Below are 20,964 nucleotides of genomic sequence, written 5' to 3' on the forward strand. Positions count from 1 at the left end.
CCCCAAGGCTCCGCGTCCGCCGCCGCCTCCCGCGGAGCCGGAGGACCCGAGCAAGCCGCGCGTGCCGGTGGTGCTCTTCGGCGGCGCCGCGCAGGGCGTGAAGCCGTCCGTGGCGCTCACGCCCAAGCCGGACTTCTCCGAGGAGGACCTGGCGGTGCTGGACGACATCGACCGCATCTCGCGCGGCGAAGAGGCCAGCCTGGACACGGAGAAGGTGAAGCCCGCGCGCATGGTCGCGAGCCTCATCCGCCTGCTCATCCGCAAGGGGCTCATCCAGGAGGCGGAGTTCCTGGAGGAGCTGGCCCAGAAGTGACGGGTGTCGCGCCGTCCCCCGGGGCTTCTGCCGGCGCCCCGCTCCTGGACGTGCGGGGGCTCGTCACCCAGCTGTCGCTCCCGCGCGGCACGGTGCGCGCGGTGGACGGCGTGTCCTTCTCCGTTCCTCCCGGCGGCACGCTGGGGGTGGTGGGGGAGAGCGGCTGCGGCAAGAGCCTGACGGCGCTGTCGGTGATGCGGCTCGTTCCGCAGCCGCCCGGCCGCGTGGTGGGCGGCGAGGTGCGCTTCCGGGGCAATGATTTGCTGGCCCTGCCGGAGAAGGAGATGCGGCGCGTGCGCGGTCGGCACGTGGCCATGGTCTTCCAGGAGCCCATGACGTCGCTCAACCCGGTGTTCACCGTGGGCGAGCAGATTGGCGAAGGCGTCCGGCTGCACCTGGGGGCCACCCGGGCGCAGGCGCGTGAGCGCGCGGTGGAGATGCTCCGGCAGGTGGGCATCCCGGCGCCCGGCGAGCGCGTGGACGCGTACCCGCACCAGCTCTCCGGTGGCATGCGCCAGCGCGTGATGATCGCCATGGCGCTCGCGTGCGACCCGGCGCTGCTCATCGCGGACGAGCCCACCACTGCGCTGGACGTCACCATCCAGGCCCAGATCCTGGAGCTGCTCAAGCGCCTGCAGGCCGAGCGGAACATGGCGGTGATGCTCATCACCCACGACCTGGGCGTGGTGGCGGGAAGCTGCGACGCGGTGGTGGTGATGTACGCGGGCCGCATCGTGGAGCAGGCCCCGGTGCGCGAGCTGTTCGCCCGGCCCGCGCACCCGTATACGGCGGGCCTGCTGCGCTCCATCCCGTCGCTGCACGACGCGGGCGCGGCGGCCGATGGCGGGCGTCAGCGCCTGAAGGCCATTCCCGGCATGGTGCCGTCGCTCACCGCGCTGCCTTCCGGGTGCGCGTTCCGCGACCGCTGCGACCGCGCCTCGGAGCTGTGTGCCCGCGTCACGCCCGTGCTGGAGCCGAAGCGCGGAGGCCAGTCCGCCGCCTGTCATCACCCGGTGCCCGCGCCATGAGCGAACCGCTGGTCCAGGTGCGCGACCTGAAGGTGCACTTCCCGGTGAAGGGCGGCCTTTTGGGCCGCACGCGCGGCACGGTGCGCGCCGTGGACGGCGTGTCCTTCGACGTCGCCCGGGGCGAGACGCTGGGCCTGGTGGGGGAGAGCGGCTGCGGCAAGAGCACGCTGGGGCGCGCGGTGCTGCGCCTCATCGACCCGACCTCCGGCTCCATCCGCGTGGCCGGGCGCGAGCTGACCGGCCTGTCGCAGCGCGAATTGCGGCCGCTGCGCCGACAGATGCAGCTCGTCTTCCAGGACCCGTACGCGTCGCTCAACCCGCGCATGACGGTGGGGGACATCCTCGCGGAGCCCTTCGCCATCCACGGCCTCGCGAAGGGCAAGGCTCGCGAGGACGAGGTGCTGGCGCTGCTCGACGCCATGGGGCTGCCCCGCGAGGCGCGTCAGCGCTACCCGCACGAGTTCTCCGGCGGCCAGCGTCAACGCATCGGGATTGCACGTGCCATCGCGTTGCGTCCGGAGCTGGTGGTGGCGGACGAGCCCATCAGCGCGCTGGACGTCTCCATCCAGGCGCAGATCGTCAACCTGCTGGTGGACCTGCAGCGCGACCGCGGGCTCACCTACGTCTTCATCGCGCACGACCTGAAGATCGTTGAGTACGTGTCCACGCGCGTGGCGGTGATGTACCTGGGCCGCATCGTGGAGGTGGCGCCGTCCCGGTCGCTGTACGCCGGACCGCGCCATCCGTACACGCAGGCGCTGCTGTCCGCGGTGCCCGTGCCGGATCCGGAGCGTCCCCCCACGCGGCTGCTGCTGCCGGGAGAGCCGCCTTCGCCCCTGTCGCCGCCGACCGGCTGCGCGTTCCATCCGCGCTGCCCGCATGTGATGGAGCGCTGCCGCCGCGAGTCACCCCCGCTGTATCCCCTGGGTGGAGGCCACGCCGCGGCTTGCTTCCTGGCCGAAGGGGATTCGCGCAACGTGCAGGATGGGCCCGCTGTTTCCACGTCCGGAGGAGGTGCCGGTGTTCTGGCTCAGCCATCATCACCCGGATGAGTACAACCGCACGTACGTGCTCGCGGGCGTGCGCGTGTGCGCGCGGTGCCTGGGCACGTACCCGGTGCTCGCTGGCGTGTTCCTTGGGCTGTTCGCGCTGAAGGCTCCGCTCCAGTGGGAGTGGGACGTGCCGGTGGTGCTGGGGCTCACGCTGCCCGCGCTCGTGGACTGGGCGGTGGGACGCTTCTGGCCCGCCTCGGGTTCCAACGCGGTGCGTACGCTGACGGGCATCCTGTTGGGAGTGGGGCTCGGCCGCTCGCTGTACGTGCATGTGCAGCGCCCACTGCCGGCGGTATTACTTGCGCAGGCACTTCTGGTGACAGGGGTGGCGGTCCCTGTCATTCTCGCCACTTACCGGCGGCCACGGCCGGAATAGACCTTTCGCGCACGGCTGTCCGTTACAGGCCTTGGGCGGTGAAGGGGATGGCACCCGTGGCTTCATGGGCACTGGGGGAAGTTTGGCACCCGAAACCTCAGACGAGCAGCTGATGCTCGCCTTCCAGGCGGGAAACGCGCGTGCGTTCGATGCGTTGGTGCGCAAGCACCGCGCGCCGGTGTTCAACTTCATCCTGCGCTTCGTGGGGCACCGGGCGCGGGCGGAGGACGTGCTGCAGGAGACCTGGCTCAAGGTGGTCCGCAGCGCCCGGGAATACGAGCCCAAGGCCCGGTTCACGACCTGGCTGTACACCATCGCGAGGAACCTCTGCGTGGACAGCACGCGCAAAGAGAGCTACCGCCAGACGACGTCCCTGGAAGCCCCCTCGGCGGGTGCCGACGGCGACGAGGGACGTCCGTTGGGCGAGGGGCTGCCGGATGCCGGGGCCAGCCCGGAGCGCGGCGCGCACAACGCGCGCCTCCGGCCCCTGCTGGAGCGGGCCCTGTCCGCCCTGCCGGAGGAGCAGCGCGAGGTGTTCGTGCTGCGCGAGTACAGCGGCATCCCGTTCAAGGAGATCGCCGAGGTGACAGGCGTGTCCGAGAACACGGTGAAGAGCCGCATGCGCTACGCGTTGGAGGGCCTGCGCCGCCGCCTGGGTGAGCTGGGCGTGGACGGCGACCTGTCGGAGGATGGAAGGACGGTGGCGGGATGAATGCCCAGAATGCCCACGCGCACGAGGACCGGCTCCTCGACTTCGCCTATGGCGAGCTGCCCGCGTCGGAGGCCCATGTGCTGGAGCAGCACGTCCAGGGCTGTGTGCGCTGCACGAAGGCGCTGGCGGACATCCGCGGCGTGCGCACCACCATGGCGCAGCTGTCGTCGGAGCCCGCGCCGGACGCGGGCCTGGAGTCGCTGCTCGCGTACGCGCAGCAGTCCGCGCGCCGCGCCGCCGCCGGGCCCGAGCCGAAGCCCTCGCGCTGGCGCCGCTTCCTGCTGCCCGCGGTGGGCCTGGCCACGGTGGGCACCTTCGGCCTCCTGACGTTGACGGTGAGCGAGAACCTGGACCTGGCGCCGAACCTGTCGCAGCGGGCTCCTAGCCCGACGATGGCCGCGGCGAAGCAGGAGTCGCCGACGCGGGAGAAGCGCGCCCCGAGTGCCCTGGCCCCCGCGCCGTCGAGCGCGACCCTCGAAGTGGATGTGCCCGAGGGTGCCTCGGACGCACTGGCGGCCGCGCCCGCGCCGGGCGAGAGGGAGTTCAACCGGAATCAGGTGGAGGCCAAGACGCAGCGCAAGGGCACCGCCGCGGCCCGTCCGTCCGACTGGATGAACGCGGGCAGTGGTGGCGCGCTGCTGGAGCGCCGCGCGGACATCGAGGCTCCCAAGAAGAAGATGTCCAAGGCCGTCCGGGACGCGGAGGAAGAGTTCGCCGCGCTCGATCAGGCGACGGCCGGGGCGCCGGCGCAGGAGGCGCCTCCGAAGGAAGAGAAGTCCAACGACGGCTACCTCGCGAAGGATGAGCCCGCGGCGCGGCGTTCCGCGGGCAAGCTCAGCGACAAGGCCATGGGCGCGAAGGGTGACTCCCTGCGGCTGGGTGAGGCGGCCTATGGCCGTGGGCTCAGTTCGGATGAAGACGACGGAGTGGCAGCGGGCGCGGCTCCGCCGCCTCCTGCCGTGGCCTCCGCGCCCGTGGTCCAGGCCGCGCCCATGGCCCCCGCCGCCGTGGGCTCCATCGGAGGCGCGGCGCCTCCGTCCACGCCCCCGGCGCTTTCGACCGCCACGCCCAAGCAGGAGTCCGCCCGCGCGGAGGCGGCGAAGCCTTCTCCCGTGGCGAAGTCCGCCTCCAAGGAGGCGATGACGGCGCGCGACCTGTCCGCCCAGGCCCAGGCCGCCGCGAACCAGGGTGACCGCGCCCGGGAGGCTCAGCTGCTGCGCGCCGCGCTCGCGGCTGGAGCCAGCGGCAGCGAGCGGCTGGCCCTGCTCTCACGGCTCTGCGAGTCGGAGTCCGTCCAGGGACGGACCCAGGAGGCCACCGCCATCTGCGGGCAGATCATCACCGAGGCCCCCGGCTCCAGCGCGGCCCAGCTGGCCCAGCGCCGCCTGCGTCAGGTCACGCCCTCCGCGGACACGGACAGGGCCGCTCCCGCCCAGCGCGCGCAGTAGGGGAGGGCGGCAGTCCACATGACCGATGCGTCCAGGGCCTGGGTCCTGGATAATGGGACCATGACGTCGGACGTGCACGCTCCCCCCGTGAACAGCCCCCGGAAGTCGCCGCCGCGCTCCCCGCGCCGGGCCCGCCGTGGCCAGGCCATGGTGGAGTACTCGATGATCAACTGGGTGTTGATCGTCGGGCTCGTCGTCGGCGCCACGGTGAAGATCCGCTGGACGGACGACCGGCAGACCAACGTCATCGACCTGTTCCTCGAGGCGTACCAGATCTATTACGACTCGTTTTACTTCGTGCTGAACCTGCCGTTCCCCTGAGGGCCGGAAGGCCGCGGATCAACTCACTGCGTCGAGCCGTCCTCCCCCCTGGGCGGACAGGCTCCGCGAGCTCCGGACGTCCCGGGATTCCGCTTTGTCACGAGAGGTGGTTTTGACACCTGCTCTGGGGCATGGCTAACATCTTGCCTCGTTCGCGCCCTGGCATCGCCCCCTCGTCCAAAGCAGTCCTGCCGCCACGACGGCGCCCCACCGTTCTGGAGGACTTTGAACCATGTTGAAGGGTAAGACCCCACTCGTCGTCGCACTGGTGCTCGGTTTGCTCGCGGGCATCGTGGCCTACTCGGCCATCAAGAAGAAGGAATCCGATGTGCGCCGCGGGTGGAACCTGGTTCCCGTGGTGGTGGCGGGCCAGGACATGCCCGAGGGCTCGGTCATCACGTACGAGATGATCTCCCAGCGCTCGGTGCCGGAGCAGTTCGTCACCTCGTCGGTGGTGAAGCCGGACTCCGCCAACTACATCGTGAACCAGAAGGTGCTGGTGGCGCTGCAGGCCGGCGACCCCATCCTCTGGAGCCAGTTCGAGACGACGAAGGCCGCCGAGCGCCTGTCCACGAAGGTGCAGAAGAAGGCGCGCGCCATCACCATCGAGGCGAAGCAGACCACGTCCGTGGGCGGGTGGATTCGCCCGAACGACCACGTGGACATCATCGGCACGTTCCGCGATCCGCAGACGGACGAGAGCGTCGCGGTGACGCTGCTGCAGAACATCATCGTGGTCGCCACGGGTAAGATCACGGGCACCACGAACATCAACCTCATCCCGGAGAACCAGCGCGAGTACTCCAACGTCTCGCTGATGGTGCTGCCGGAAGAGGCGGAGATCCTGGTGCTGGCGGCGGAACTGGGCCAGCTGACGTTGTCCCTGCGCAACGAGGACGACGTGGACCTCATCGAGGAGCGTGGCCGCGCGACCATCAGCACGCTGCTCTCCGGTGAACGCACCCGTGTGCTGGAGCAGAAGCGCCGGGAGATCATCCAGATCATCAAGGGCAGTGGCGGCGGCGAGAAGGCCTCGGCCGGCTCTCCGTAGTCCTGCGCGCGGGGCCGCTTCGCTTGACGCTGAAGCGGCCCTGCCGACCCCTCCCTCATCCCCCGGGGATTCGCGCCCATGCTCGCAGGTATCGTCCTCCTTCTCGTCACCGGCTCGGTGTTCTTCTTCAGCCTGGTGATCTTCAGCGTCCTGTCGAAGGCGTATGAGCAGTACCAGGAGCGGTACGTCGCCAAGTCGATGAACGACTTGAGCGACATGTTCCTCTTCATCGACGCGCGGCAGATGTTGATCCTCAACATCGCCTGCATGTGCCTCCTGGGCATCCTCAGCTACATCGTCTTCAACCCCATCCTCGCGGTGCTCGCGACCATCTTCGGCTTCTTCCTGCCGATGCTGCTCGTGAAGCACTACCGCAAGCGCCGCATCAAGAAGTTCAACGTGCAGCTGGTGGACGCGCTGCAGGCCATGGCCAACGCGTTCAAGGCGGGCCTCACGTTCCCCCAGGCCATCGAGCACGTGGCGCGCGAAGCGATGCCGCCCCTGTCCCAGGAGTTCGGCCTCTTCGTGAAGGAAGTGAAGCTGGGCGTGCCGCTGGAAGAAGCGCTCGTCAACATGGGCAAGCGCGTGGGCAGCGACGACCTGGAGCTGGTGGTGGTTTCCACCAACATCGCGCGCCAGCTGGGCGGCAACATGGCGGAGATGTTCGAGACCATCTCCACGGTGATCCGCGAGCGCTTCCGTCTGGAAGGCAAGATCGACGCGCTGACCTCCCAGGGCAAGCTGCAGGGGTGGATCGTCGCGGCCATGCCGGCGGTGCTGGGCATGGTGCTCAACTACATGCGCCCGGACCTGATGGAGCCGATGATGAACCACATCTTCGGCTACATCCTGGTGACCATCATCGCCATCATGGAGATCATGGGCATCCTCATCATCCGGCGCATCGTCAACATCGACATCTGAAACGAGGCGCACCGTGCAGGAAGTCCTGACATTTCTGCTGATGGGCGGCTCGGCACTGCTGACCGCGGGAGCGGTGGCGTTCCTGGGCATCGGCCTGTACTCCAACCTCCTGGAGCGCTTCCTCACGGAAGTCCGCGACGAGTCCGCGGGCGGCATGAAGGGCGCTGGCTCCGTCGCCGTCCGCAAGCTGGGCGCGATGAACCGGCGCTTCATGTGGCCGGGCTACGAGTCCAAGACGCGCCGCAAGCTGATCAAGGCGGGCGAGCCGTCGCAGTACAAGCCCGAGGACATCATGGCGCTGCAGGAGATCAGCGCCTTCTTCGCGCTCCTGGCGGGCCTGTTCGTCGTCAACGGCATGGGCATGAACCTGGCCTGGTCGCTGCTGGTGATGCTGCTGGGCCTGTTCTATCCGCTCATCTGGTTGAACGATCAGGTGAAGCGCCGTCACCTGGCCATCAGCCGCGCGCTTCCGTACAACCTGGACCTGCTGACGCTGTCGGTGGAAGCGGGCATGGACTTCACGGGCGCGCTGGCGAAGGTGGTGGAGAAGGGCCGCCAGGGTCCGCTGCGTGAAGAGCTGCAGCTGGTGCTCAAGCAGCTCAAGATGGGCAAGACGCGTGAAGAGGGGCTCAAGAGCATGATCGTGCGCGTGGACCTGCCGTCGCTGACGACGTTCGTCACGGCGCTGATCCAGGCGGACAAGATGGGTACGAGCCTGGGCAAGGTGCTGCGCATCCAGTCCACGCAGATGCGCATCGACCGCACGCAGCGCGCCGAGAAGCTGGCGGGCGAGGCGCCGGTGAAGATGCTCTTCCCGCTCATCGCCTGCATCTTCCCGACGGTGTTCATGGTGCTCTTCGGGCCCATCGTGTTCCAGTTCATGTTCGGCAACGTCGGGGGCTAGTCCTCTGCCCATCCTGCTCACCATCACCCAGGGGCTCCAGGTCGGAAGGGAGCTCGCCTTCGAGCAGGCCGAAGTGAAGATCGGCCGGACCTCGGAGAACGACCTGGTGCTGCATGACCACGGTGTCTCCCGGCGTCATGCCCGCATCACGGCGAGGGATGGGCGCTACTTCGCCGCGGACGTTGGCAGCGCGAACGGCACGCAGCTGAACGGCCAGCCGCTGGCCGGCGAGAAGCAGCTGCGCGACGGCGACCGCATCACCGTGGGGCCGGTGGAGTTCACCTTCGTGTGGATGGCACCGGAGGATGACGACGACGTCACCCGGCCCATCCGGCGGGTGCTCGCGCCGCCCCACGCGAACGTGTCGCCGCAGGGCTTGGGGCAGGCCTCGCTCGCGGAAATCGAAGCGGCGCCCACGAGCTACCAGCAGTCGATGCCGGCCATGGCCCGGCCTGCATCCCCGCCGCGCCCGGGAATGGCGGTGCCCGCGGCGAAGGGTGGGGCGACCCCTGCGATGCCGGTGCCGGCCGCCACACCGAAGCGGCCCTCCGCTCCGGATCTGCCGGCGGTCAATGCCCCCGCGCCGGGTGCGGCTGCGCAGGTCCGGCCTCCACCGGGGCCTGCGCTCAGCGCTTCCGCGCCGGGTGCGGCGGCTCCGCCCAAGCCTCCTGTGCTGGGAACTTCCTCGCCGGCATCCGCTGCGCCTGTCCGGGCTGCATCGGGAGCTCCCGTCCTGGGGGCTTCCGCGCCGGCATCCGCTGCGCCGGCCCGGCCTGCACCGGGAGTTCCCGTGGTGGGAGCTTCCTCGCCGGGTGTGGCGACTCCGCCCAGGCCTCCTTCGGGTCCGCCTGTGCTGGGTGCCTCCGCGTCGGCTGCTTCGGGCAAGGTTCCCGCCGCGCCTCCTGTGTTGGGTCCTTCGGCGCCGGGAGCGACCGCGCCTGCCAGGACTCCCGCGGGGCCCCCGGTGTTGGGGCCTGCCGCTTCGGGCGCGGGTGCGCCGGCCAAGGCTTCCGCTGGCCCCCCGGTACTGAGCGCTCCGGTCGCGAACAAGGCTCCGGGACCTTCCGCCTCCGTCCGGGCCTCCGGGCCGGGACTGTCAGCGGTCGGTGCCTCGGGACCGGGCCGGTCATCCGCGCTGGAGGCTGCCCCGGCCTCCTCGCTCGAACTTCCCTCGGCTGGAACTCCTGTCTCGACGGCGACCTCCGCGCCGGGGAAGGTCGCCGCTTCAGCTCCTGTCGAGCCCGCGGCTCCCGCCAAGCGGAACGGCGTCGCGAACCTTCCTGGTGTCGGTGCGCCCGCGCTGAACCGTCCCTCGCTGGGGCTTGGCGCCGCGCGCGCGTCCGCTGCTCCGGTGTCCCGGGGCGCCGTGGCTTCCGCGCCCGGCCTGCCGTTGATGTCGCCGCCGGGGCTCATGGCTCCGCCGCCTCCGGCTCGGCCTTCTGTCGTACTGCCTCCCGTGGACCTGGCCCCCGTGGTGCCGGATGAACCCGAGGAGCGCACGCTGATGGCGATCCCCACGGCGGACGCACCCGCTGCGGCGCTGCCTCCCGTGCTGCCGCTCCCGGAGCTGGACGAGCCCGAGGAGCGCACGCTGATGGCGATCTCCACGGTGGATTCGCTCGTGCCCGCCGCGCCGCCGCCTCCCGTGCTGTCGCTCCCGGAGCTGGACGAGCCCGAGGAGCGAACGTTGATGGCGATTCCGGCGACCCTGGAAGCGCCGCCCGTGGAAGCCGCGGCGCCGCCACAGGCGGCCTCGCCCGCGCTGCCTCCACCGATGATGGAGGAGCCCGAGGAGCGGACCGTCCTCGACCTCCGGCCCATCACCCCGGTCAGTCCGCTCGTGGCCCCTCCGGTGCGCGTCGCGATCGCGCCCGCCCCCGCGCCCGACTCCAGCGAGCCCTCTACCTTCGTCGGCCAGGACGATGACCTCTTCTCGGCCCCCGAGGAGACCCGGGCCTCAGGGACCTTCACGGGCCCGGTCGCCCCTGGCCTCGTGGCGCCTCCGCCGGCCTGGAGCCCTCCCGTCCCGCCGCCTTCGCCGGAGCCGGTGACGTTCGTCCGCCGGGACCGGGCCGCGCCTGCTCCCACCCTGGACCCCGGCCCGCTGCCGGGCGAGTTCCCACTGGCCTCGGTGCCCTCCGCGGACGGGCAGGGGGATGCCACCCAGCCCGTGCCGGCCGACCTGGAGGACTCCTTCGTCCAGCCCGTGCCCAACGGCCCGGTGACGGTCGTCGCGAAGGTCGAGCCCTCGTCCGCCGCCGACAAGGCCCGCCAGCGGCGTCAGCTGGGCAAGTCGCTCCAGGGCCGGTTCCTCCTCTTCTGGAAGCGACAGTCGCTGCCCAAGCGGATCGCCTTCGCGTCGCTTGCGGGCGTGGCCGTGCTGGGCGTGGTGACGCTGCTCGTGGCGCTCGCGGTCCCTACGGCCATCCGGCTCCCGGGCCGCGAACCCTTCACGCTGGGCATGGAGCCGGTGACGGACTCCTTCGGCCTGGGCGACGGTGTGCGCTGGGTCCACGCCGACGACAAGCTCTTCGACTTCCGCTTCGTGTCCCCCACGCGCGCCGTGGCGGTGCTGCACTACCAGGCCAGCAGCATCGCCCGGGACGAGGTCAACCTGTCCCTCAACGGCGTGTCCCTGGGCTGGGTGCCCCCGGACACTGCGCAGACGGCCGAGCGTGAGCTGGAGCAGATCCTCCCGCCCAGCCTCCTGCGGCGCAACGCCAACAACCAGCTCCTCTTCGACAACGCCCTCAACCCGCCCGGCCGCGACCCGTGGCGCATCTGGAACCTGCGGCTGGAGATCATCCCGGTGCCGGAGGCGCCGCCGGATCAGCTGGTCGCCTCCGCCCGGGAGGCCGCGACGGCGGGGGCCCGCTTCTACGAGCTCAAGGATGTGGGCGCGGAGAACCTGTTCAAGGCGTGGCGGGAATACCGCGCCGCGTGGATCACCCTGGAAGCGCTGGACGACAAGCCGGAGCTTTACGAGGACGTCCGGGAGCGGATCGCCCAGATTTCAATGGAGCTGGACCACCGCTGCAGCCAGCTGATGATGCAGTTCCAGCGGGCGGTTCAGTTCCGCAGCCGACGGGATGCGGTCGCGACCCTGGAAGACGTACGGAGACGCTTCCCTACGGCCGAGCATCGCTGCCACAATCTCGCGCTGGAAAAAGCCTATGAGCACGAGCTTTAGGGCCCGTGCCCCCCTCAGCAGGACGCGGTGACCGCCATGTCGAACGCACCTCCCCCCGCCCGCCGACGGCCTACGTCCGGTACGCCCTCCTCCGGGAGCGGTTCGCGCGCGCCGGTCCGCCGGTCGACCGCCGGTGCCGCCGCGGCCCGCCCCGCGAAGCTCGTCGTCGTCGCCGGCCCCATGGAGGGCGAGGAGTTCGCGCTCTCCGAACTCGAGTACACGGTCGGCCGCTCCACCGACAACCCCATCTGCATCCAGGACACGTCCGTCTCCCGCAAGCACGTGACGCTGCGCAAGGAGTCCGCGGGCTGGATGGTCAGTGACATGGGCTCCGGCAACGGAACCATCCTCAACGGTGAGCCCATCGCCGAGGAGACGCTCCTCGCCAACGGCGACGTCATCACGCTGGGCGACTCGGAGCTGCGCTACGAGGACACCGCCAACAGCACCGCGAAGGTGCAGGCCCCCACCGGCTCCCGGCCCCGTCCGTCCACGGCGGCGGGCCGCGGTCCCACGGCCGTGCCCACGCGTCCCGCCCGGGAGGGCCGCGCGCGCCCGCAGACGTCGCGCGCCGCCGCCGCCGCGGAACTCACGCCGGAAGCGCAGCGCAAGCGCATGCGGATGAAGCTCGCGGGCGTCGCCGTGCTGGTGGTGCTCTTCGCGGGCCTGGGCGTCGCGCGCTCGCGCATGCGGCAGCAGGCGGAGGAGCAGGGCCGCATCGAGGCGGAGCAGCGTGAGTACCGCGCGCAGCTGGGCGGCCTCTTCCAGGAGGCCAAGAACCTGGTGCGCGAGGGCCAGTGGGAGCAGGCCAAGGCGAAGCTGGAGGAACTCCACACGCGGGCGTCGGACTATCCCGGCGTCGAGGACTACCTGAAGGCCGCGGAGCGGGAGATTCCCAACCAGAAGCACCTGGGCACGGCCCAGGCGGCGCTGGACAAGGGCGAGCTGGCCAGCGCGAAGGCGTCCATCGAGAAGGTGACCAGCGACACCCAGCAGTACGAGCAGCTGAAGACGGCACGCAAGAACCTGACGGACGCCGCCGACAAGCGCACGAAGGAGGCCAAGGGGCTCCTGGACACCCGCGCGCTGGAGAACGTGCAGAAGGCCAAGGCCATCACCGACGACGTGCTCGCGACCTTCCCCGAGCACCGCGACGGCAAGCTTGTCAACGACGACGCCGTGCGCGTCATCGCGGACCTGACGCGTCCGGACCCCGTGCGCGTGGCCGCGACGCCCAAGCCGTGGGAGCCCGCGGTGGACCGCTTCCGCGACGCGGACATCACCGGTGCGGTGGCCATCCTCAACGCGTGCTCGGCCAAGACGTCCCAGTGCAAGCAGCTGATGGCGCAGATGACGGAGTTCGGCAACCTCTACAAGAAGCTGGAGGAACTGGACGCCAAGGGCCTCACCCGCCTGCTCGCGCTGGACAAGGAAATCACCGAAGGGCGCACGAGCAAGATGGCGCGCAACGCGGGCACCCGCGCGGGCAACATCTATTACAAGAGCGCCGCGGGCGCGAAGGCCGCCGGCCAGTGGTCGCGCGCCATGGAGTTCGCTCGCCGCGCCCTCCAGGCGGACCCCAGCCACACGGGCGCCGCCAACATCGTCAACGACCTCAAGGGCAAGGCGAAGGACCTGTACATGCAGGCCTACTCCATCAAGGACTCCAGCCCGGAGGACGCGCTGCCCAAGTTCCGCGATGTCGTCGCGATGACGCCGCCCGACGACGAACTGCACGGCAAGGCCCAGGGCTGGGTCGAGAAGCTGTCGCGATGAAGAAGCGCAAGGGGCTGGAGCCGCCCCCGGCCGAAGAGCCGGGGCAGGGCGACCTGTTCGGCACGTCGCTGCTCCCCCCCTTGCGTCCCGCGCCCGCGAAGGCCGCCAGCGGAGGCAAGACGCCTCCGGCTCCCCCGGCTCATTCGCCCACGCCGGTGGCTGAAATCGCCGCGCCGCCCCCTGCCGCCGTCACCCCGCCGCCGCGCCCGGAGCGCACGGTGTTGTCGGTGGGCGAGCTCACCCGGCAGATAAAGCAGACGGTGGAGACTCGCTTCCCGCGCGTGATGGTGCGCGGTGAGGTGTCCAGCTTCCGGGGCGCCAACGCGCGCGGCCACTGGTACTTCACGCTCAAGGACGCGGACGCCTCCATCGACGCGAAGGTGTGGGCGTCCATGGCGGGGCGGATCCGCTTCGCGCTGCGCGACGGCATGGAGGTGGTGGCCGAGGGCAGCGTGGACCTGTACGAGCCGCAGGGCCGCTACAGCCTCATCGTGTCCCGGCTGGAGCCGGTGGGCGAGGGCGCGCTGGCGCTCGCGTTCGAGCAGCTCAAGCAGCGGCTGGCGGCGGAGGGGCTCATTGGCGACCGTCGCGTGCGGCCGCCCCGGCCCGTGCCGTTCCTGCCCCGGCGCATCGGCGTCGTCACCAGCCGCACCGGCGCGGCGCTCCAGGACTTCCTGCGCGTGCTGCACTCGCGCAACCCCCGGCTGGGCGTGCTGCTGGCGGACGCGCGCGTGCAGGGTGAGGGCGCCGCGGAGGACGTGGCGCGGGCCATCGAGCGGCTTTCGCGCACCGACGTGGACGTCATCGTCGTGACGCGCGGAGGAGGCTCCGTGGAGGACCTCTGGACGTTCAACGAGGAGCGGGTGGCGCGCGCCATCTTCGCCTCGCCGGTGCCGGTGGTGTCCGCCATCGGCCACGAAATCGACTTCACCATTTCGGACTTCGTCGCGGACCTGCGCGCGCCCACGCCCAGCGCGGCGGCGGAGCGGCTGGCGCCGGTGCTCGCGGACCTGGAGCTGACGCTGGCCACGCAGTCCGGCCGCCTGCGCCGGGCCATGGAGCGCCGGGTGCTGGAGCTGCGCGAGCGCCAGGGCCAGCTTCGCGCGCGGCTGCCGGACCCTCGCCGCGAGGTGAACCATCAGCGCCTGCACCTGTCCGAACAGGTGGAGGCGATGATGCGCGTGCTGCGCCCTCGCGCGCGCGAGCACCGCGAGACGCTGCGCGCCTTGCAGGAGCGGCTGCAGCGGGCGCGGCCCCAGACGCGGCTGTCGGAGCAGCGGGCCCACCTGCTCAAGCTGGCCATGCGTCTGTCGGAGGCGGCGCGCGCGGGCGTCACCCGTCGGCGGGGCGCGCTGGCGGACGCGCGGCTGGGGTTGGAGCGGCAATCCCCCACGGCGCGGGTGGCCGCCGAGCGGGCGAAGGTGGCCCAGGCGAGAGCGCGGCTTCTGGAGCTGCAGCGGGGCATGCTGGCGTCCGCGCAGACGCACTTCGGCCGGTTGGGGGGCCGTCTGGACGCCCTGAGCCCCCTGAAGGTGATGTCTCGCGGCTACGCGGTGACGTTCCGCCAGCGGGACGGCGTCGTGGTGCGCTCCACGGCGGACGTGGTGGTGGGGGACGTGCTGGGCATCAAGCTGGCGGCCCACGGGGCGAAAACCCTGGGAGGGTGTGAAGAAATCGAAGCCACCGTTACCAGCCTGAAAGGCCCGGTGGACTGCTAGCGGGCCACCCTCTACATTCCGCGCCCCGCTCGGGGAGGTGGATGGCCGTGGCGAAGTCGGACAAGAACCCCAAGGTGGAGCCCGCTCCGGAGCAGTACGGAGACGTGGTGTCGCGCCTGGAAGACACGGTGGCGCGGCTGGAAAGCGGCGACCTGTCGTTGGAAGAGTCGCTCAAGGCGTTCGAGGAGGGCATCCGCCTCGTCCGCCGGGGTGAGAAGCTGCTCACGGAGGCCGAGCAGCGAATCGAACAGCTGCTGGTGGACGAGGACGGCCAGGACGTGGCGGCGCCGCTGGCGGTGGCGGCCCGGCCCGCTCCGCAGGCTGCCCCCCGGACGACCGCGCAGGCGCGTCCGCCACCGGAGGACGATGTCCCGTTCTAGGTATCAGGGGAAGGGTGGAGGCCGGGCATGTCGAAGCCGAAGATTACGATTGTCGATGATGACCGCGACACGCGCGAGCTGCTCGCCGAGGCCCTGGGGGCCGAGGGGTTCGAGGTCATGTCCGCGGCCAATGGCCTGCGGCTCGTCGCGTCGCTGGAACTGCACCGGCCGCACGCCATCCTCCTGGACGTGAACATGTCCTGGATCAACGGCTTCGAGCTGTGTCAGGCCGTGAAGCAGAACAAGCAGTTCCGGGACATCCCCATCATCTTCATCAGCGGGCGGGGAGACCCGGAGGACAAGCGGCGAGGCATGGAGGTCGGCGCGGCCGACTACTTCGTGAAGCCGCTGGAGCTGGACGCGCTCGTCAAGCGCATCCGCGAACTCATCCCCGCCGACGTGGCGAAGGAGCCCTGACGCCGATGGCCGCTTTCAACCTGGACCCCTTCATGCGCACGCAGCAGGCGCGGGTGGAGGCACGCCTGCTCGAACGCGCGGACCGCCTGGGTCCCGCGGGCACTCCGCCCCGGCTGGCGGAGGCCATGCGCTACTCGTTGCTCGCGGGCGGCAAGCGCCTGCGCCCGGTGCTGTGCCTGGCCTTCGCGGACGCGGTGTCCAGGTCGAGCACCGACGCCGCCGTGGTGGCGGACGCGGCCTGCGCGCTGGAGTACGTGCACACCTACTCGCTGGTGCACGACGACCTGCCCTGCCTGGACAACGACGACCTGCGCCGGGGCCGGCCCACGAACCACAAGGTCTACGGCGAGCCGCTGGCGCTACTGGCCGGGGACGGGCTGTTGACGGAGGCCTTCCACGTGCTCGCCTCGGGGCCGGAGCCGGTGCGCGGCATCCTGTGCGCGGAGCTGGCGCGCGCGGCGGGCGCGAGCGGGATGGTGGGCGGGCAGGTGCTGGACATCGCGGCGGACCGGGCCGCGGCGCTCGACTACCTCCTGCGGCTGCACCGGATGAAGACGGGCGCGCTCATCCTCGCGGCGTGCCGGATGGGCGTCCTGGCGGCCGGGGGCGACGCGGCGGCGCTCGCGAGCGCGGTGACGTACGGTGAAGCGGTGGGCCTGGCCTTCCAGATTGCCGACGACGTGCTGGACGTGACCTCCAGCGCGGAGGCCATGGGCAAGCCGGTGGGCGCGGACGCGGAGGCCGGGCGCTTCACCTTCCCGGCGGTGGTGGGGCTGGACGAGTCCCGACGCATGGCCGACGAGCTGGTGGCCCGGGCGGAGGCGGCGGTGCGCCCGCTGGAGGGCGTGGACGGTCCGCTGGCGGCGCTGGCGCGCTACTCGGTGGAGCGGAAGTCCTGATGGCGGACGTGCTGTCCGGTGTCGCGTCTCCCGCGGATGTGCGCGCGCTCCCAGAGGACGCGCTGCCCGGCCTGTGCGAGGCGCTGCGCGAGGCCATCATCACCACCTGCGGACGCGTCGGAGGCCACCTGGGCGCGTCGCTGGGCGCGGTCGAATTGGTCGTGGCCCTGCACCGCGTCTTCCACACGCCGCAGGACGCGCTCCTGTTCGACGTGGGGCACCAGGCGTACGCGCACAAGCTGCTCACCGGCCGGCGCGACCGGATGCACACGCTGCGGCAGGCGGACGGCATCGCGCCGTTCCTGGATCCGCGGGAGAGCCACCACGACGCGCTGGCGGCCGGGCATGCGTGCACGGCCATCTCCGCGGCGCTGGGCCTGCTCTCCGGCCGGCGGCAGCTGGGGCACTCGGGCCACGTGGTGGCGGTGGTGGGCGACGGCGCTCTCACCGGAGGCCTGAGCTTCGAGGGGCTCAACAACGCGGGGGGCAGCCCGCTGCCGCTCGTGGTGGTGCTCAACGATAACCAGATGTCCATCAGCGCGAACGTGGGCGCCATCCCCGCGCTCCTGCGCACGCGCAACGCCCGCGCCTTCTTCGAATCGCTGGGCTTCACCTACCTGGGCCCGGTGGACGGGCACGACCTGGGCGCGCTCACGCGGGCGCTGCGCGAGGCGAAGGCGTCATCGCGCCCGGTAGTGGTCCACGCGCTGACGAAGAAGGGGCGCGGCTTCCCGCCGGCGGAGGCGGACGAGCAGACGCGCGGCCATGCGATGGGGCCGTACGAGTGGCGCGACGGCAAGCTGGTGCGCTCGCGCGGGGGACGGCCCACGTTCAGCGAGGCCTTCGCCCAGGTATTGGGTGACGCGCTGGAGCGCGACCCGCGCGTGGTGGCCGTGACGCCCGCGATGCTGGAGGGCAGTGCGCTCACCGGCTTGAAGGCGCGCTTCCCGGACCGCGTGCACGACGTGGGCATCGCGGAGCAGCACGCGGTGACGTTCTGCGCGGGGCTGGCCGCGGCGGGCGCGAAGCCGGTGTGCGTCATCTACTCCACCTTCCTCCAGCGCGCGTACGACCAGGTGGTCCACGACGTGTGCCTGCCAGGGCTGCCCGTCGTCTTCGCGGTGGACCGGGCGGGGCTGGTGGGCGCGGATGGCGCCACGCACCAGGGCGCCTACGACGTGTCCTTCCTCCGGCCGCTGCCGGGCCTCACGCAGTGGGCTCCGGTGGTGGGGGAGGACCTGGGGCCCATGCTCGCCACCGCGCTCCAGGCCGCCGGGCCCTCCGTGCTGCGCTTCCCGCGCGGCACGTTGCCGGACCTGCCGCCGGAGCTGGCGCAGAGGGAGTCGGAGGTGTCCGTGTCAGGGGCCCGCTGGCTGAAGCGCGTGGCGGGTTCCCGGCTGACGCTGGTGACGCTGGGCCCGCTGGGCCTGTCCGCGCTGGAGGCCGTGCGGAGCGAGCCGGACTGGAGCGTGCTGGACGCGCGCCGGGCGTGGCCCTTGGATGAAGCCGCGCTCCTGGAGGCCGCTGCGGGCGGGCACGTGGTGGTGGCGGAGGAGGGCACCGTCCGTGGCGGGCTGGGCAGCGCGGTGCTGGAGCTGTACGCGGCATCTGGCGTGTCCCCCCGGGTGACGCTCCTGGGCATGCCGGACGTCTTCCTGCCGCACGGGGACGCGCGGGTGCAGCGCACGCAGCTGGGACTGGATGCGGCGGGCCTGCTGCGCGCGGGCCGTGCGCTGCTGGGAGAGGAGCACCGGTGAAGCCGAAGAAGGAACGCCTGGACGTGCTGGTGGTGGAGCGCGGGCTCGCCGAGTCGCGCACCAAGGCCCAGGCGCTCATCCTCGCTGGCCAGGTGGTGGTGGCGGACCAGCGCGTGGACAAGCCCGGCTCCCTCGTGCCGGTGGAGGCCGAGCTGCGCCTCAAGGGCGAGGTGATGCCGTACGTGTCGCGCGGCGGCCTCAAGCTGAAGGGGGCCATGGACCGCTTCGGCCTGGACGTGACGGGCCGCGTGGGCGCGGACATCGGCGCAAGCACGGGCGGCTTCACCGACTGCCTGCTCCAGCACGGCGCGGTGCGGGTGCACGCCATCGACGTGGGCTACGGCCAGCTGCACGAGAAGCTGCGCGTGGATCCGCGCGTGCGCTCCCGCGAGCGGGTCAACGCGCGCTACCTCACGGACGAGGACCTGCCGGAGAAGGTGGGCGTGGTCGTCATCGACGTGAGCTTCATCTCGCTCACCCAGGTGCTGCCGTCGGTGCTGCCGTTCCTCTCACCGGGCGGGCTGCTCATCGCCCTGGTGAAGCCCCAGTTCGAGGTGGGCCCGGAGCGGGTGGGCAAGGGCGGCGTGGTGCGCGACCCGGAAGCGCGGCAGGACGCCATCGACACCGTGACGGCCTTCGTGCGCGAGCACGGGCTCAGCGTGCGCGGGTTGATGGACTCGCCTGTGCCCGGGCCCGCCGGCAACGTGGAAGCGCTCCTCGTCGCCGACAGGCCCTGAGGCCCGCCGTCACGGCTTGACGGCGCGGTATTCAGGCAGCGTGAGGGCCTGGACCAGGTTGTTGCCCACGCGCATCCACAGCCGCCCGCTGTCATCCACGGAGCAGGACAGGCTGCTGGAGACCTCGTAGCGGAACAGCTCGCCCTGTTCGGCGGAGTCCACCGCGACGATCTCCTGGGGCAGGGCGCCCGCCACGTTCGGGCCGGTGAGCAGGTAGAACTCCGCGCTCGTCGGCTGGCCCAACTGCACCTGGAGGATGCGCAGCTGCCCGGACGCGTCCACGGACGTGCCGCCCTTGTTCATGACGAGGCCGCTCGTCGAGTTCAGGAACCACACGCGCTGGTCTCCAATGGCCGCCACCTTCGAGCCGCCGTTGAACGGCAGCAGGAAGCGGATGGGCACCGGGAAGGTGGTACTGGACCACCGGTACGCGTTGCCCTCGCAGCCCGCGGCCTCCGTGGAGCAGGCCTCGATGCGCGACTGGTTGTTGTTGAAGTCGAAGGACATGAAGAGCGTGGAGCCATCCACGCTGAACGACGCTGGCGGCGGCGCGCTGATGAGGCCGTTGTACTTGTAGATGATGCGCGTGCTCACCGGCTGGAGGTCCTGGCTCGTGGCGTTCGCGTCCAGGGTGGCGACCTCGATCTGCAAGGCGGGCCCGCCGCCACCCGCGGTGTTCGGATAGGCCACCAGCACCTGCTGGCCCTTCTCCTTGGGCGGGGTGATGGGCTGCAGCGGCGCGTTCTCGAACATCCACTGGAAGGAGCCGCCGGACGACGTGTGCTTGAGGCGCGACACCGTGTACAGGTCGTTCACCAGCGCGTCGCCGTTGGCCATCACCGACAGCTGCTGCAGCTTGTACGTGGCCGCGGTGCGACCCGTGATGGCGAAGTTGGAGTCCACCGCCACGGCGCCCGAGCCCGGCGTCCACACCCACCGCTTGCCGCTCGTCGGGTTGATGCTGGTGATGACCGTCGAGGAGCTGCACGGGATGCCCAGCTCCACCGAGTTGCGCACCACGCCCGCCGAGTCCACGCGGAAGAGCGTGCCGGAGCCCGTGGTGGGGTTGCCGCACCCGATGAAGGCGACGTTGGTGCCGCTGCCCTCGGCGATGAAGAAGTCCGTCACCACCTGGCCGTTGGGGTCTGGATCCTTGATGACCTTCGTCACCGGCAGGAACGTGGCCGCCTGCGGCTGGGACGAGTTCGTCCGGCCATCCGAGCACGTCGCCCGCGCGTTGAGCGACAGGCTCACGGCGAGGCCGCGGGTGTACTTGATCTCATTCGAGGCCAGCTCGAAGTCCATGGACCCGCTGGTGTAGGGCACGGTCTTCAGGAACGTGTCCTTGTCGTAGATGTCCACCCGCGACACGGCGTCACACCCGGACACGATGACCCGCACCGTCAGCGACGGGGCCGCCGTGTTGGGCTGCGGCACGGTGAGGGTCACCGTCGGCGGGTCCGGAGTGGGAGCCGGCTTCTCACCACCACAGGCGGCGAACACGGAAGCGCAGAAGGTCAGCGAGGCCAGGAAGGCCCGCGGCGCGAACGGGCGCGAAGGGACGGAGTGCATGGTTTCGCACTCTACCGCGCTCCCCCGGGAAGCGGGCGGGGCCACGTCCCTACCGCGCCCATCCCCCAGAATCCTGATCGCGAGAGCCCCGAAAACCCTCGCCGACGCCTGCTCGCCCGCCCCACCTCCGGCCGGACAGCAAGGGTGGTATTGGAAGAAAGTGACAGCCTGACTGTTTTCGTGGGATTCCACCGCTACAAGGGATGGGCAGGCGGTTTCCGGTCATCGGACCGTCACGCGCGTGCGGGATTCCGGAGGAAGAACACCGGTCCGGGGTATACGTCGCGCGCCTTTTCCCACCCCTCTCGCTTGAGGAGAGCCCCGTTCAACCGCTGGCCCACGGACGGGTTAGACGGCATGATCCGGAATCGACCATGACCTCTTTCGCA

At 71.0% G+C, this 20,964-nt stretch carries 18 protein-coding genes and 1 pseudogene; 18 read left to right on the forward strand and 1 reads right to left on the reverse strand.

Features of this window, described 5'->3' with window-relative positions:
• From D7X99_RS35725 to D7X99_RS35810, 18 genes and pseudogenes are all read left to right on the forward strand, one after another.
• Positions 1 to 313, forward strand: a pseudogene (locus D7X99_RS35725) (hypothetical protein); the annotation flags it as partial.
• Positions 310 to 1,341 carry an ABC transporter ATP-binding protein gene (locus D7X99_RS35730; RefSeq protein WP_121781672.1) on the forward strand — a complete coding sequence of 344 codons (1,032 nt, stop codon included), beginning with the start codon at positions 310 to 312 and terminating at the stop codon, positions 1,339 to 1,341. The pseudogene D7X99_RS35725 and the gene D7X99_RS35730, both read left to right, overlap by 4 nt.
• Positions 1,338 to 2,393, forward strand: coding sequence for an ABC transporter ATP-binding protein (locus D7X99_RS35735; RefSeq protein ID WP_121781673.1), 1,056 nt, complete (start codon positions 1,338 to 1,340; stop codon positions 2,391 to 2,393). The genes D7X99_RS35730 and D7X99_RS35735 overlap by 4 nt, the downstream gene beginning before the upstream one ends.
• Positions 2,362 to 2,769: a DUF2085 domain-containing protein gene (locus tag D7X99_RS35740; RefSeq protein WP_121781674.1), complete on the forward strand. Its 408-nt coding sequence runs from the start codon at positions 2,362 to 2,364 to the stop codon at positions 2,767 to 2,769. Before D7X99_RS35735 ends, D7X99_RS35740 begins: the two co-directional genes overlap by 32 nt.
• 64 nt (positions 2,770 to 2,833) lie before the next feature.
• Complete coding sequence (locus tag D7X99_RS35745; RefSeq protein ID WP_120565707.1) at positions 2,834 to 3,481, forward strand: RNA polymerase sigma factor; 648 nt, start codon at positions 2,834 to 2,836, stop codon at positions 3,479 to 3,481.
• On the forward strand, positions 3,478 to 4,929 hold the full coding sequence (locus D7X99_RS35750; protein WP_121781675.1) for an anti-sigma factor: 1,452 nt from the start codon (positions 3,478 to 3,480) through the stop codon (positions 4,927 to 4,929). The genes D7X99_RS35745 and D7X99_RS35750 overlap by 4 nt, the downstream gene beginning before the upstream one ends.
• A gap of 60 nt (positions 4,930 to 4,989) precedes the next feature.
• Positions 4,990 to 5,250: a hypothetical protein gene (locus D7X99_RS35755; RefSeq protein WP_120580964.1), complete on the forward strand. Its 261-nt coding sequence runs from the start codon at positions 4,990 to 4,992 to the stop codon at positions 5,248 to 5,250.
• Between the two features lie 232 nt (positions 5,251 to 5,482).
• Positions 5,483 to 6,301, forward strand: coding sequence for a Flp pilus assembly protein CpaB (gene cpaB, locus D7X99_RS35760; protein ID WP_120565598.1), 819 nt, complete (start codon positions 5,483 to 5,485; stop codon positions 6,299 to 6,301).
• 78 nt (positions 6,302 to 6,379) lie between these two features.
• Complete coding sequence (locus D7X99_RS35765) at positions 6,380 to 7,225, forward strand: type II secretion system F family protein (RefSeq protein WP_120580963.1); 846 nt, start codon at positions 6,380 to 6,382, stop codon at positions 7,223 to 7,225.
• Between the two features lie 13 nt (positions 7,226 to 7,238).
• Positions 7,239 to 8,129, forward strand: a complete 891-nt coding sequence (locus D7X99_RS35770; RefSeq protein ID WP_121781676.1) for a type II secretion system F family protein — start codon at positions 7,239 to 7,241, stop codon at positions 8,127 to 8,129.
• A 22-nt stretch (positions 8,130 to 8,151) separates the two neighbouring features.
• Entirely contained in the window at positions 8,152 to 11,319 is a 3,168-nt protein-coding gene (locus D7X99_RS44015; RefSeq protein ID WP_255429663.1) for an FHA domain-containing protein, read from the forward strand.
• A gap of 36 nt (positions 11,320 to 11,355) precedes the next feature.
• Positions 11,356 to 13,095, forward strand: a complete 1,740-nt coding sequence (locus D7X99_RS35780) for an FHA domain-containing protein (RefSeq protein WP_233613974.1) — start codon at positions 11,356 to 11,358, stop codon at positions 13,093 to 13,095.
• Complete coding sequence (xseA, locus tag D7X99_RS35785) at positions 13,092 to 14,813, forward strand: exodeoxyribonuclease VII large subunit (RefSeq protein WP_121781678.1); 1,722 nt, start codon at positions 13,092 to 13,094, stop codon at positions 14,811 to 14,813. The genes D7X99_RS35780 and xseA overlap by 4 nt, the downstream gene beginning before the upstream one ends.
• A 41-nt stretch (positions 14,814 to 14,854) precedes the next feature.
• The gene (gene xseB / locus D7X99_RS35790) at positions 14,855 to 15,193 is read left to right on the forward strand and encodes an exodeoxyribonuclease VII small subunit (RefSeq protein ID WP_121781679.1); all 339 of its coding nucleotides are present in this window, start codon (positions 14,855 to 14,857) and stop codon (positions 15,191 to 15,193) included.
• Positions 15,194 to 15,220: 27 nt separating this feature from the next.
• Entirely contained in the window at positions 15,221 to 15,610 is a 390-nt protein-coding gene (locus D7X99_RS35795; RefSeq protein WP_014397650.1) for a PleD family two-component system response regulator, read from the forward strand.
• 5 nt (positions 15,611 to 15,615) lie between these two features.
• Positions 15,616 to 16,509 carry a polyprenyl synthetase family protein gene (locus D7X99_RS35800; RefSeq protein ID WP_121781680.1) on the forward strand — a complete coding sequence of 298 codons (894 nt, stop codon included), beginning with the start codon at positions 15,616 to 15,618 and terminating at the stop codon, positions 16,507 to 16,509.
• Positions 16,509 to 18,266 (forward strand): 1-deoxy-D-xylulose-5-phosphate synthase, encoded by a 1,758-nt coding sequence (locus D7X99_RS35805; protein WP_121781681.1) that lies wholly within the window; start codon positions 16,509 to 16,511, stop codon positions 18,264 to 18,266. The genes D7X99_RS35800 and D7X99_RS35805 overlap by 1 nt, the downstream gene beginning before the upstream one ends.
• On the forward strand, positions 18,263 to 19,003 hold the full coding sequence (locus tag D7X99_RS35810) for a TlyA family RNA methyltransferase (RefSeq protein WP_120598235.1): 741 nt from the start codon (positions 18,263 to 18,265) through the stop codon (positions 19,001 to 19,003). The genes D7X99_RS35805 and D7X99_RS35810 overlap by 4 nt, the downstream gene beginning before the upstream one ends.
• A gap of 9 nt (positions 19,004 to 19,012) precedes the next feature.
• Here the strand turns inward: D7X99_RS35810 and D7X99_RS35815 are convergent, their stop codons facing one another.
• Positions 19,013 to 20,575 (reverse strand): hypothetical protein, encoded by a 1,563-nt coding sequence (locus D7X99_RS35815; protein ID WP_121781682.1) that lies wholly within the window; start codon positions 20,573 to 20,575, stop codon positions 19,013 to 19,015.
• Positions 20,576 to 20,964: the final 389 nt, after the last annotated feature.

It is taken from the genome of Corallococcus sp. AB032C (assembly GCF_003668935.1).
Classification (GTDB): Bacteria; Myxococcota; Myxococcia; order Myxococcales; family Myxococcaceae; genus Corallococcus; species Corallococcus exiguus.